The organism is Carnobacterium sp. AT7 (genome assembly GCF_000171855.1).
GTDB lineage: Bacteria > Bacillota > Bacilli > Lactobacillales > Carnobacteriaceae > Carnobacterium_B > Carnobacterium_B jeotgali.
This window is the reverse complement of the sequence record NZ_ABHH01000009.1, coordinates 44,931-57,840: the sequence shown is the minus strand read 5'-3', so window position 1 is coordinate 57,840 and position 12,910 is coordinate 44,931. Positions and strand designations below refer to the sequence as shown.

Genomic DNA, 12,910 nt, shown 5'->3' with positions numbered 1-12,910 from the left:
AGAAAGGGGACAGCTAATGAGTAGAGTTGACTACCGAGAAATCACAAAAGAAAGTGAACTAGATTTACGCCTGCCAAATGAATCATTCGACGTATTTGGCAAATTAATTGTCAGTCGTCTAAATGAGAACTGGAAAACAGATATAGAGTTATTTAGCGAAGTTCATTCTATGGTGTTTCCCAATGAAGCATATCAGTTTGAAGAAATGAATAAAGACGGGTTTGCTCTGGGTGCTTATGAAGGTGGTAATTGTATTGGCTTAGCTGTTTTTAAAGCAAATTGGAACAGCTACATGTACGTTTATGATTTGAAAGTGAATCAAAAATTTCGCAAAAAAGGGATTGCCGAAGAATTGATTTCCAGAGGATTGAAAATAGCTCTGAAACTAGGTTATGTTGGACTGTACACTGTTGCGCAAGACAATAACTTAGCTGCGTGCATATTTTACTTAAAGCAAAAATTTATTATCGGCGGACTAATTACCAATGATTATAATCATACAAAACAAGAAGGAAAGTCAGACATCTATTTTTACTTAGAAGGATAAAGGAAAAAAAACAGCTGGGTTTTTATTAAAATAGGACGAAGCTTTACCAGTAATAACAATAAAAATGAAATATCCAGAAAAGATGGGAGGAATAGATCAAAGTGAAAGCAGTATTCCAGATTGTCTCATTTTTAATGTTCATATCTCTGATCATTATTTATATTAATTATGTTAATTATTATGATCACTTAATTTGGTTTCCGGGGATATTATTATTCGCAGGACTAGTTTTTAATTGGTATCTTTTTTCTAACCTTTTCACTAAATTGCGTAAGCAGAAAGAGGATAAAAAATAATTCAGATTCTATAGACGGTTTATTTAGCTTCTGATTAGATTTTTACTCATATTATCAAGGCATGCGAGCGAATGAATGTCAAAGGGGATGATATTTACGTTTAAATCAGAAAAATTTTATAAGTTTACTGGATTAATGATTGTTTCAATTGGATATATCAGAGTATCCGCAACAGGAGATTTTAGTAAAGGTAGATATTTAATCTTAGTCGGTTTATTGATTCAAATGATGGGATTACCATTTTATTTTCGTAAACGTTATAATAAAAAACAAAAATAATTGTTTATTGCAATTTTTATTACAAAGTATAGACAGAATACAAATTAGTCCGTAATTAAAAACTCTAGAGCTCTACAAGTGAAACAGCCATAATCTATTTGCTAATAAACGTATTATAAGGATAGGTGAATTACAATATGAAAGCGATAAAAATACTCATTCATCTGGTTACAATTGTGTTGTTGATTGTCCTTGGATTTAGTTATGTTAAATATATCAAACTTGAAGCTAACTTAATATGGATTCCTGGTTTTTTATCTTTTTTTGCTATTTGTTTTAATTGGTATTTCTACTCGAAATTATTTAATAAATTAAGTAAGGATAAAAAGAAATAAAAAAACATGAAGTTGGATAAAGTCTTGTTTATAGAACCTTATTAAAGTTGAAACAGACGTGATATCTCTAACTAAACAAAAGACCACCACTTTATTAGTAGAGTGGTGGTCTTTTAGTGCGCCCGGCATGGGTGATAACTTGGTGGTGAAAGTCCACAACAGGCTTTGCAGTAGGAACTGTTAGCGAATGGCAAGGGTGTCCATTGTGAAGTGGAATCTGAAGGAAGCCGGACGCAAACACTCGCACTGACGAACAGAAACCTCATATAAGGCTGACTGGAGAGGGACGAGCTTGCTAAACAAAGCAAAGTCCAATACTGCACGAATCTTCTACAGTAAATGAGGCAGTGACATGAGTGGAAGGTTATCATTCTTACCCGGGGAGGTCTCACTAGCGAGCAAGCTCGTAGTAATAACGAATAGTGAGAAGTCAGCAGACGCCATAGTAGGAGAACGTTGTTCTCTGAAGGGCTGAACAATAATAATCTTGGGAAAACAAGGAGGTGAATACGTCACCACTATCGCAGAAAACATCAAGGTAAAGACCAAGAGATGGCTACCTACAGAGGGATAAGTTGGAAACGAAAGAGTATGTAGGAGTGCGTAGGGACGTAGCATAGATATGGAAAAACAAGATGGTATCACACTTATCGAGAAAGTTATAGATAAAGATAATTTAGAAAGAGCGATGATTAAAGTTCGTAAGAACAAAGGAGCTCCAGGTTTAGATGGTCTAACCGTCTATCAACTGGAAGGTCACATGAAGAGATATTATCCTCATCTTATAAGGAAATTGAAAGACGGTTCTTATCAACCACAACCAGTGCGCAGAGTATCCATTCCAAAATCAGATGGCACCAAAAGATTATTAGGGATTCCTTCTGTATTGGATAGAGTGGTACAACAAGCTATTCTCCAGGTGATTGATCCGATTATCGATCCACAATTATCCGACAACAGTTATGGTTTTAGAAAAGGAAGAAATGCCCATCAGGCCATTCAAAAGGCAGAACAGTATTATAAAGAAGGGTATCGGGTAGTAGTCGATTGTGATTTAAAAAGCTATTTCGATACGATACACCATCAGAAATTACGGGCAAACCTAGAATGGTTTATTCAAGATAAAATCGTTCTAAAGCTGATATGGAAATTCCTAAAGTCAGGCATTTTAGACAAAGATAGTTATATCGAGACAGATACCGGAGCTCCTCAAGGAGGCCCACTTTCTCCATTACTAGCAAATGTCTATTTAAATCAACTGGATAGGGAACTTGAAAGGAGAGGTCATGCTTTCATTCGCTACGCGGACGACTTCGTTATTTACGTTAAAAGTAAACGTGCAGGCGAACGAGTAATGGAAAGTGTTACTCAATTCATTGAAAAAGACTTGCGTCTTACAGTAAACCAAAAGAAAAGCAGTATCACCACTCCGACTAAAGCAAAATTCCTTGGTTTTCATATTATGAACCATATGGGAAAGTTGGATGCCGACCTAGTAAGTCGGCAAAACAACGATTCCGAAATAAACTAAAGTATCTCACAAGCCGAAAACGGCCAGGGACATTTAAAGAAATCCTAACACAACTAAACCAAGTAATTGTTGGATGGATAAATTATTATAAGATTTCCTTCATGAAATCCTTCCTAGAAGAAACTCAGAACTGGTTGCGCCATCGTGTAAGACAATTAATATGGAAACGATGGAAAAAGGTATCCACTAGATACAATCAACTGAAAAGATTAGGAATAGACCACGATAACGCACTGAAAACAGCAGCCAGCCGTAAAGGGTATTGGCGTATTTCACGTAGTGAAGTTCTACACCGCTCGATAACAAATAAAAGGCTCATACAGTGGGGATTAAAAGATTTAATCCTACTATATGAGCGTAAGTGATACTTAAATTATTGAACCGCCGTGTACGGAACCGTACGCACGGTGGTGTGAGAGGTCGGTAGATAAATTAATTATCTACCTCCTACTCGATTTCAGTTGGATAATGAAACCTTTTTCTTTTTTTGTTTTTTTAGAACTAATCCAAAAGAATGTATTGAAAGCCAATACTCCAGAGATTAAAATAATGACACACATTCTTAATGCGACATACGTATCCAACAAAGTTGCCCAGTCTCCCTGGCTAACCCATTGTATGACTTGCATTAAAAGTATAGATAAACTAAGAAATGCCAGGCCTAAGCTGACCGTGAGTTTATTTGAAGAAAAATCTTTTTTCGATAAACTATAAAGTGGAATAATCCAGCTTCCCAAACCTAAAAGCAATACCAATATCAGACCAACTTCTTCTAAAAACATAATTATTTTCTCTCCTTTATGTTTAGTCTATTTTATTTCTATTACAAAACCTTAATTGATTTTAGTATACATTCTCTTATTAAGAATGACCAAGTTTTAACTATTTTATTTTACTTAAGATTTAATTTTGAGCTTCTTAAACCTTTTTGTTTTTTCATATAAATTGCTTGAAATAAGTGCATTTTTTTACTTTTTATCAAACCTCTTTAGGTGATATTTTATGAAAGAAATATGACTTGGTTTAATTGTTTCCGAATTGACTCGCGAAGTTGATGAGTGATCATTAATACGGTTAGTTCGTCATTTTTTATCAATTGGTTTTCGATTTCTAACGCACTCTTTTCATCTAAGCTAGAAGTTCCTTCATCAAGAAGGATGATTTTTTTGCCACGAACCAAACCACGAGCAAGCGATACGCGTTGTCGTTGTCCGCCTGAAAGTAGACGACCTGCATCACCAATATTTGTATCGATTCCTTGAGGTAGCTTTCTTACCACATCTTCTAAATAGCTACTCTTTAAGGCCTGATGAATTTGTTCATTGGAAAAATCTTCATCTAAAGTGATATTTTCGCGGATTGTTCCTTCAAATAAATACGGAATTTGATCCATGTATAAAATATGTTCACGCAATTCCCTTCCAGATAAGAGACTTAATTCTTTTCCTGCAAATTGGACTGAACCATCGTAATCCGTTAATTTGCCGTTTAGAATATTTAATAGAGTTGTCTTTCCGCTACCACTTTCACCAACTATGGCATATTTTCCACCTAGCTGAAATGAGAAGTCTAAGTTATTCAGAACCACCTTGTCACCGTAAGCGTAACTTAAATTGTCTAAAAAAATTCCTGATTCAACTCGTTTAATTTCTTCAGTGGGTTTCTCAAATGAAGGTTCAATGCTTTCTAACTTTTTAAAAATTGGGTCAGCTGATCGAATGGCAGCAATTTGTTGGCTGATGTTTCCGACGGTATTAAATACATTGCTAGCTAACTCTCCGGTTGCCATGATTGAACCTATGGAGACGATTGATTGAAAAACTAAAAACCCAGTTAGACTCATAATCGACAGTTGCCCTAAAATATTTCCAAAAGTACCTAACAAAGCTACCTTTGCAGTCACTTTAGCTCGATTATTTTTAGCATCAGCTAGTTTGATAGATGCTTCTTTCGTATTTTTTGTTATATTTTCTAATAAATTAAAGGAAAAAAATGTATCAAATCCATTTAAGGTATCTGTCACTTTACTTAAGAATCGTTCGCTTTCTTCAGTTACGAATAAAGAGGACATGCTGAGCAGCTTTTGGTACACCATGGGTAATAAAATTGTTAAAATAGTAATAGAGAGGGTCAATAAAACAATGGACCAATGAAAGATGAACATGGCAATAATGGAACTAAAAGTGCTAATCATTCCTCCTAAGACGGTATAAAATTGATCGAAAGCAACTGTTTCAATCGTATTTAAGTCATTACTGAGCCAGGAAGCATATGTTCCAACTGATTTTGTATGGAAATTTGAGTAGCTAGTCTGTTCCATTCGTTTTGTAACATCTGTTCGAATAGCAGTAGCCATTTTTTGTTTTGTTTGGCTTCTTTTATTGATTTCAATATAGGAAAAGAATAAAAACACCATAAAAATTGCCGCATTGGCTAAAATTGTCTCAAAAAATAATGTAAAATTAAGATCAACTAATGCATTTAAAGAGGAAGCCATAACTACACTCACTAATGTTAGACAAACATTAGTGATGACTAATAAGCCAAAAATTAACAAGTTATGTTTCCAGAAACGCAATATATATTTTTTCATTTTTTCTCCTCCTAGTCATTCTTTCACTTAGAACAAATTATTTAGTAATTATGAGGTATAAGTCTAGTTTTAAATGAAAGGATACTGTATTGAATGTACAATTATTTTATTTGTATCTAAATTATAAACGAACTATACTTAATAAAAATAAAGAATTGCATATATGCAATAAGTTGGGAGAAAGTATGAATTATAGCAAAACATTTAAGAAAATACGAATAGCAAAAGGCATGAAGCTAAAAGAAGCTGCTGGAAATACACTATCAATTTCTCAATTGTCTCGTTTTGAAAACGAACAATCCATGATTTCAATTGATTCATTTATTGAATTGCTAAATAATGTAAACACCTCACCAGAAGAATATTTTTACTTATTGAGAAAAGAAGAAAATGAATTAAAGAAATATTTTAATATAATAAAGAATTTGCTCAATAATAGAAAGTATGACAAACTTGAAGAGTTGGCTATTGATTTAAAAAATCAAAAACCTACATCGAATAGTTGGATGAGTTTCCTAGTATTGTTTGTGGATAGCATTATTATTCTAGATAAAGAAAAAAGAATACTAAATCAACCAAGAGTTCTTTCTTACTTGATGAAAGTGGAAGACTGGGGAGAAATGGAATTATATATTTACGCCATTTTTGGTTTTGTATTTGATGTAGAAACAACCTATCTTTTAATGAAAACAGCGATTAAAAAAAGCCGATTATACCAATCGATTCCACAAGATATGAATCTACTATTTAGCATTTTGTCAAATAATTTTTCTACATTTATTCTACATAAACGCTACGATTATGCAGAAGAAACTCTTGCTATTTACGAAAAAAAACTATCGGAGAATACCCTATTAATTGAACCTCATTTAGATTTTTTATTTAATAAAGGGATCTTGGATTTTACGCAAGAAAAAGAAGAAAAGGCAAAAGAGCATTGCGAACAAGTATTTGAACTTTGCCGTTTATTTAAGCTAACTGAACAAGAAGAAAACTACCGAAAGCGCTATCTTATTTGGTCGAAAAGTTATCTAGATCCAGATTTTCAAGAACTAATAATCAAAATTGGATTCATAGTTTAAATGTTTTGGCTAAATAAATTTAGAATGAATAGTGCATCTCGATTTTATCAAGTTATGTATAATCCATTTTAAAAAGAAGTAGAATTTTTTTATAGAATTTAGTCGATAAATAATTAAAAAAGGTATTGCCATTATGGTATCATTTAAAATTAATAGCGCTCTATTAATAAACTGAATCAATACCTGATGAAGGAGAACTTATGACAACTCAAAAAAGCCGTATTTTATTACTAGCTGAAAATACTATTTTAGAAACAGAACGTTTGATTTTAAGGCCCTTAACTTTGGAAGATGGCACAGATTTTTTTGAATACGCTAGCGATGAAGAAACAATGAGATACATTTTCAATCCACATACGTCATTGCATCAAACAAAAGAGTTTATTGCGAATTATTACTTAACATCCCCATTAGGTTTTTATGCGTTAGAACATAAAAAAAATCATAGAATGATTGGCGTGATAGAGTTTAGAGTAGAGGATAAAAAGCATGAAGGTGAAATTGGGTACATGTTGAATAAAAAGTACTGGAGACAAGGCTTAACAACTGAAGCCTGCTTACGCATATTATCACTAGGTTTCAACACGCTCCGTTTAGAACATATCTCTTCTGGTCATGATACTGGTCACATAGCTTCAGGAAATGTATTAAAAAAAGTAGGTATGACGTTCGAAAATATTACTAAAGATGCGCATGAATTAAAAGGTAAGATGGTAGATACCCATTTTTATGGAATAACTAGAGATGCTTATTTAACAAGCCATCCTAAAAATGCTGATTTAAATTAAATAACGAAGAGTCATTTTAGTAATTCCTTACCTGAATAATTAATATATATATGTAATTTTCAAATATTCTATACTAGCAACTGACTATACAACGTTTTGACTTGTAAGATGAAAGATTATATAATAGAACAATACCATTTTGGGAATGAATGTCTCCCTTAGCATACTGCTTAAACCGCTTATTAAAGCTGATGACTTCTGCGCATAGGCCGCAGTCTGTCTTCAGCTTTTTTTGTGGAGAGTGAGCAAATTATTTTTTTATTTAGAAGGAGGTAGAATAAAGAATGCTTTTAAGTATAGCTTTGATATTAATTGTTGGTTTTATATTTAGTTCAATTTTTAGTCGTTTCCGTTTACCAGGTTTATTGGGTCTTATTTTAACTGGAATTATTTTAGGTCCATATGGTTTAAATCTTTTAGATTCTAAAATTTTATCTATCTCAGCTGATATACGTCAAATTGCATTGATTGTTATATTATTTAGAGCAAGATTGACCATGAACATCAGTGACTTGAAAAAAAATGGTCGTCCGGCTATTTTAATGACCTTTTTACCCGCTACATTTGAAATAATTACAGTAACGATATTAGCCCCATTATTATTTGGAATTAGTACTTTAGAAGCGGCTATTTTAGGAGCTGTTTTGGGAGCTGTTTCCCCTCCAGTTGTGGTTCCGCGAATGATTGGCCTTATCGAAAGTGGCTATGGAAAAGCGAAAGGAATTCCCCAAATGATTCTAGCTGGTGCCTCTGTAGACGATGTTTTTGTGATAGTTTTATTCACATCATTTTTGGGAATGTTTCAAGGGAATAGATTTGACTTCTTTTCATTACTTTCGGTTCCTGTAGCGATTTTATTTGGTATTCTTTTAGGAGTTCTAGTTGGATACATTATGGTTAAACTATTCAAGTATCTTCATGTTCGCGATACTGTAAAAGTGTTGTTGATTTTAAGTGTTTGTTTTTTAATGGTTTCTCTAGAAGACAGTTTGAAAGGGATTTTTCCTATTTCTGGTCTATTAGGCGTTATGGCTTTAGGCGGGATTATATTGAAGTTATATCCACTTTTAGCTAATAGAATTAACATTAAATTTTCAAAAGTTTGGTCAGGTGCAGAAGTTTTTTTATTTGTATTAGTAGGTTCGGTAACGGATATATCGGCACTTAGTGAAGCAGGATTTTTTGTTGTTCTATTGATTTTTATTTCTCTAATCTTCCGTATGTTAGCAGTGTTTTTAAGTGTTGCTGGTACCAATTTAACAGCTAAAGAAAAATTATTTACAGCAGGCGCTTATACACCAAAAGCTACGGTACAAGCTGCGATTGGTTCTCTTCCGTTAGCGATGGGTGTGCCAGCAGGTAGCCTTATTCTAAGTGTCGCTGTTCTTGCTATTATTTTGACTGCTCCACTAGGTGCAATATTTATAGATCTTTCTTACAAAAAATTATTAGATAAATAAGACTTTACGCTTCTTATAACTACGCTATCATAAGCGATAGGAAAATAAAATTCGTTTTATACTGGATGAAAGGAATACACACATGAGGAAATATATAGTAGAGTATAAAGAAATTGGGATATACGCAGTTGTCGCAGTATTTATTGGGTTAGTAGTTGGAATGTTAGATGCATTATTTGGAGAAGTTCTTATTTTTATCAGCAGTTTTAGAGATAGTCATTTTATTTATTTAGTTCCATTCCTTCCTGTGGCTGGATTGATCATTGTCTATATGTACAAAAAAATAGGAAAGAATACGAATAAAGGCATGAGTTTAGTTTTTTCAGCAGGCAATGAAGAATTGCACGAGATTCCTAAACGAATGATTCCTTTAACCATTATTGGCACTTGGATAACCCATCTATTTGGTGGTAGTGCTGGACGCGAAGGTGTCGCTGTTCAGATTGGTGCGACTTTTTCTCATGCAATTGGTCGGAAAATTCCTTTTAAAAATGCTTCAAAAATAATGTTGATTACAGGAATGGCTGCAGGGTTTGGTGGCTTATTTGAAACCCCATTTGCAGCTACATTTTTTGCACTAGAGGTTCTAGTGGTCGGTAAATTAGAATATTTAGCGTTATTTCCTGCCCTAATCGCTGCATTTGTGGCTAGTTATGTCTCTCACTTTTTAGGCCTAGAAAAATTTTCAGTTAATCTAGATGTTGCTGTAACGATGGATAGTCAAACTATAGTTAAAATGATCTTCTTAGGTATGATATTTGGGATTGTAGGCGGCCTTTTTGCTTATGTTTTAGGCTACTCAAAACAATTTATAGGAAAGAAAATCCCAAATTTAAGTAAACGAATTTTCTTTGTAGGGATTTTAATTAGTTTATTGCTTTTAATTTTCCAAATGGGTAGATATTCAGGTCTTGGAACAAATTTAATTGCCGCAAGTTTTAGTGGAGGAAGTATTTATGGATATGATTGGCTTTTAAAATTCCTTTTAACAATTCTTTCCTTAGCCGCAGGTTTTCAGGGTGGAGAAGTAACACCCATCTTCTCAATTGGTGCTAGTTTGGGTGTTTGGCTTGCTCCTTTATTCGGTTTACCTATAGAGTTTGTCGCTGCATTAGGTTATGCAAGTGTATTTTCTTCTGCTACAAATACACTTATTGCACCTGCACTAATCGGAGCAGAAGTTTTTGGTTTCAATTATCTACCTTATTTTCTTTTAACCGTTTGTATTTCTTATGTTTTTAATGGCAATCATTCTATTTATAAAGGACAAAAGACAGTCTTTTAAAATAGATGAACGTAAAATGCTCATTAATTGCTTGAAATATTAATTATTGTTATTAGTTTGATAAATAACACAATTGACAAAGGTGGTTTGACTTTAACTATCATAAATAGATGTCCTTTTTGTTCTTTAAAATTAAAGAAGAAAATAATTTGTCAGCAACTAAACAATTGATTAAAGCAAGAAAAATATTATTATTTCTATTGAAGGTAGCTTATCTGAACATGATTGGGATGGGTTCAAAAAAATGATGAATCTAATGGGTAATCTAATTCAATTAGTAGGACATGACATTTTTGTAACTAAGCCAGAAATTTTCTAAGAACAAATTGATAAGGGTATCCAATTCTTTTAAAATATTTTCTTTTGAATTTAAAATAATTCTTAGTTGAAACAGTAAATGATTAATAGATTAATATATGAAATGGGTAGAATTAAACAAACAGAACCTTAATTTAACAAGGTTCTGTTTGTTATTTATAGCTATCTTTATTATTGGATATAATAATAAAGATATATAGAATTGACAATCAGTTTAAAAAGTGTCGACACTAGTAAATTGTTGTTGCATCACCTGAAATTTTAGTTGTTTAACTGCCTGCTAGTAAAAAATATGAATACGTATTGAAGGAGAAGTAAAATCCCTAAAATAACACCCACACCTATTTTACCTTCTTTTGAACTTAATAATTCTGAAAAAATGTCTATCCTAGTAAGAATTCCTAAAATAGCAGAAGTAAGTAAAATTGGAAGAAAAGGTGCCCAAAATTTTCTATCCTTTTCTTTATAAAAAAGATAGAGTATTAGTCCAGATATAAGAATGATGGTAACTATGCCTAAATTACCACTAAGATTTACTTTGAGTGGCGTAGATATTAAAAAATTAATATAAAAACCAACTGAGACGCCTAATCCAACTAATAAAAGTAAAACTAGTTTAGAAAATTTGTCTTTAAATCGATATAAGCTAATCCCTAAAAGCCATAGAGAAAAGATAACCATAATAGCCCAATAGAATCCGCATATCAATAAGCTTCCGATATCTAGGGGTTCATCTGGAAAAATAAGGTTGGGTAAAGTGTTAAACATACTATAACTTGCTAAAGCTATTAGGACTATCTTTAGAGTATCTAAAAGGTTAATGGGCAGTTGTTTAATGATTTCATCAGCGACTTTTTTTGGATTTTCTCCAAAATATTCTTCTGCAGAAAATCCTTGTTCTTGCGCATCTAGGATATCTCGTAACACTTCTAGCAATAATTCTTCACTCTTTTTCACATCTCTAAAAACAGCCATTGTTCTAATATAAATAAGTAGGTTTCCGTAGTATTTTTCGTTTTCTTTTGTCAACGAATCTTGTAAGCTAGCATTTGTTTCAATCAATTCATTTTTTTCCAATTTATTCACTTCCTTCTACTAGATTATCAACACTTTCTCTTAACTTATTCCATTGCACTGTAAATTCATTTTTTTCTATTAGTCCTTTTTCAGTAAGAGAATAATATTTTCTTTTGGGCCCTGTATCAGAGTCACGCAATGTCCCTTTAATTAATTCCTTTTTTTCCAGTGAGAGCAAAAGAGGATAGATCGTTCCTTTAGGAATATCAGTAAAACCAAATTTTGTAAGTTTTTCGCTCAGTTTATAACCATATAATTCTTCTTGATAAAGTAAAAGTAAGATACTACCTGATAAAATTCCTTTTAACATTTGAGAGTTTATTTTATTGTCCATGACATTCCTCCACTAGTCTGCTTTACAAGTTAGTTATACCAAAAAACTACTAACTTGTAAAGCAGACTAGTTGTTTTTATAAAAATGACTTGAGTTGTATTAAGCTAAGATACTAAAAATTTCATAAGTAAATTGTGTAGGACATTCGTGATCACTTCTATGTATTCTTTGGTCAGAAATACATGATGAGTGTACCCAGAATGGCTTTTTTAGTTATCTAGCTAAGTCTTATTATACTCGGCGAAACTATATCATGTTGTACTCATTTAAATAGATGGTATAATTTACTTAGTGTAATATATATGTCATATAGGGAGTGATAATATGGCTAAGAATTTAAGATTGAAGGTAGCACGAACTAAGAAAGATATGTCTCAACAGCAGTTAGCAGATGCAGTAAATGTTACTCGACAAACAATCAGCGCTATTGAAAGAGGAGATTACAATCCGACGATAAATTTATGTATAGAGATTTGTAAAGAATTTAATCTAACATTAAACGATTTATTTTGGGAGGAATGAAAGTGAAACAATACGATGAATTCCAAAAATTAATGAGATATAAATATGGTTATTATTCATTTATTTCTTTAGCTAGTTTGATTATATTAAATTACATTCTTGGTTTATTTCTTGATTTTCATTGGGGTGCAACTAAAGAGCTAGAAATATTGATAATAGTGTACATAGTGGCGTTATTTTTTGTGAATATTTGTGTTTATCATAATGCTTACTTTCGCAAAAATGATAACAAAATGATTCTCTCATGGCTATGTTTAATTACGGGATTAATCGGTCTATATACGACTTACCAAACTTTTTTAATTAGGCCTGAAGAAATAATTATAGATGGAAAAATAGGTAGTGGGGTTATTCAATTATTTTCAAGTATTCTGTTTTTGTCTATCCCTGTTACTGACTTCATAAGAAATAGAATTGATAAAAAAATAGAAAAAAAAGAATGTCAACATAGTTAATTAAAAAA

The 12,910-nt window shown here is 32.4% G+C and carries 14 protein-coding genes, 1 pseudogene and 1 riboswitch; of the genes and pseudogenes, 11 read left to right on the top strand and 4 right to left on the bottom strand.

Annotation, left to right across the window (positions count from 1 at the left end; translation table 11 throughout):
- Window positions 1-16 precede the first annotated feature (16 nt).
- From CAT7_RS05180 to CAT7_RS12535, 4 genes are all read left to right on the top strand, one after another.
- Complete coding sequence (locus tag CAT7_RS05180) at window positions 17-547, top strand: GNAT family N-acetyltransferase (RefSeq protein WP_007722762.1); 531 nt, start codon at window positions 17-19, stop codon at window positions 545-547.
- Between the two features lie 371 nt (window positions 548-918).
- A complete protein-coding gene (locus tag CAT7_RS05170) occupies window positions 919-1,122 on the top strand; it encodes a hypothetical protein (protein WP_035019414.1) in 204 nt (67 codons plus the stop codon).
- Window positions 1,123-2,079: 957 nt separating this feature from the next.
- A complete protein-coding gene (ltrA, locus tag CAT7_RS05160; RefSeq protein ID WP_007722750.1) occupies window positions 2,080-2,988 on the top strand; it encodes a group II intron reverse transcriptase/maturase in 909 nt (302 codons plus the stop codon).
- Entirely contained in the window at window positions 2,901-3,353 is a 453-nt protein-coding gene (locus CAT7_RS12535; RefSeq protein WP_083790543.1) for a group II intron maturase-specific domain-containing protein, read from the top strand. The genes ltrA and CAT7_RS12535 overlap by 88 nt, the downstream gene beginning before the upstream one ends.
- A 75-nt stretch (window positions 3,354-3,428) precedes the next feature.
- On the opposite strand, the gene CAT7_RS05155 is transcribed toward CAT7_RS12535, so the two are convergent.
- Both CAT7_RS05155 and CAT7_RS05150 read right to left on the bottom strand, forming a co-directional pair.
- Window positions 3,429-3,770 (bottom strand): hypothetical protein, encoded by a 342-nt coding sequence (locus CAT7_RS05155; RefSeq protein ID WP_007722742.1) that lies wholly within the window; start codon window positions 3,768-3,770, stop codon window positions 3,429-3,431.
- A gap of 218 nt (window positions 3,771-3,988) precedes the next feature.
- Window positions 3,989-5,581 carry an ABC transporter ATP-binding protein gene (locus CAT7_RS05150; RefSeq protein ID WP_007722739.1) on the bottom strand — a complete coding sequence of 531 codons (1,593 nt, stop codon included), beginning with the start codon at window positions 5,579-5,581 and terminating at the stop codon, window positions 3,989-3,991.
- 89 nt (window positions 5,582-5,670) lie between these two features.
- On the opposite strand from CAT7_RS05150, the gene CAT7_RS05145 reads away from it, so the two are divergent.
- The 5 genes and pseudogenes from CAT7_RS05145 to CAT7_RS12635 all read left to right on the top strand — a co-directional run.
- Window positions 5,671-6,663, top strand: a complete 993-nt coding sequence (locus tag CAT7_RS05145) for an Rgg/GadR/MutR family transcriptional regulator (protein ID WP_156780516.1) — start codon at window positions 5,671-5,673, stop codon at window positions 6,661-6,663.
- Window positions 6,664-6,863: 200 nt separating this feature from the next.
- On the top strand, window positions 6,864-7,451 hold the full coding sequence (locus CAT7_RS05140) for a GNAT family N-acetyltransferase (protein ID WP_007722732.1): 588 nt from the start codon (window positions 6,864-6,866) through the stop codon (window positions 7,449-7,451).
- A 132-nt stretch (window positions 7,452-7,583) separates the two neighbouring features.
- Window positions 7,584-7,659: riboswitch (Fluoride riboswitch) on the top strand.
- A 76-nt stretch (window positions 7,660-7,735) separates the two neighbouring features.
- Window positions 7,736-8,911, top strand: a complete 1,176-nt coding sequence (locus CAT7_RS05135) for a cation:proton antiporter (protein WP_007722729.1) — start codon at window positions 7,736-7,738, stop codon at window positions 8,909-8,911.
- Between the two features lie 82 nt (window positions 8,912-8,993).
- Window positions 8,994-10,196 (top strand): chloride channel protein, encoded by a 1,203-nt coding sequence (locus tag CAT7_RS05130; RefSeq protein WP_007722728.1) that lies wholly within the window; start codon window positions 8,994-8,996, stop codon window positions 10,194-10,196.
- Window positions 10,197-10,386: 190 nt separating this feature from the next.
- Window positions 10,387-10,512 (top strand): annotated as a pseudogene (locus tag CAT7_RS12635) (phosphopyruvate hydratase); the annotation flags it as partial.
- Window positions 10,513-10,775: 263 nt separating this feature from the next.
- On the opposite strand, the gene CAT7_RS05125 reads toward CAT7_RS12635, so the two are convergent.
- Together CAT7_RS05125 and CAT7_RS05120 are read right to left on the bottom strand one after the other, a co-directional pair.
- Window positions 10,776-11,600: a hypothetical protein gene (locus CAT7_RS05125; RefSeq protein ID WP_007722722.1), complete on the bottom strand. Its 825-nt coding sequence runs from the start codon at window positions 11,598-11,600 to the stop codon at window positions 10,776-10,778.
- Complete coding sequence (locus CAT7_RS05120; RefSeq protein WP_007722721.1) at window positions 11,593-11,925, bottom strand: PadR family transcriptional regulator; 333 nt, start codon at window positions 11,923-11,925, stop codon at window positions 11,593-11,595. The genes CAT7_RS05125 and CAT7_RS05120 overlap by 8 nt, the downstream gene beginning before the upstream one ends.
- A 324-nt stretch (window positions 11,926-12,249) precedes the next feature.
- Here CAT7_RS05120 and CAT7_RS05115 point away from each other — a divergent pair, with 324 nt between their 5' ends.
- Both CAT7_RS05115 and CAT7_RS05110 read left to right on the top strand, forming a co-directional pair.
- Window positions 12,250-12,447 (top strand): helix-turn-helix transcriptional regulator, encoded by a 198-nt coding sequence (locus tag CAT7_RS05115; protein WP_007722718.1) that lies wholly within the window; start codon window positions 12,250-12,252, stop codon window positions 12,445-12,447.
- Window positions 12,444-12,902 (top strand): hypothetical protein, encoded by a 459-nt coding sequence (locus CAT7_RS05110; protein ID WP_007722715.1) that lies wholly within the window; start codon window positions 12,444-12,446, stop codon window positions 12,900-12,902. The genes CAT7_RS05115 and CAT7_RS05110 overlap by 4 nt, the downstream gene beginning before the upstream one ends.
- The last annotated feature ends 8 nt before the right edge of the window (window positions 12,903-12,910 follow it).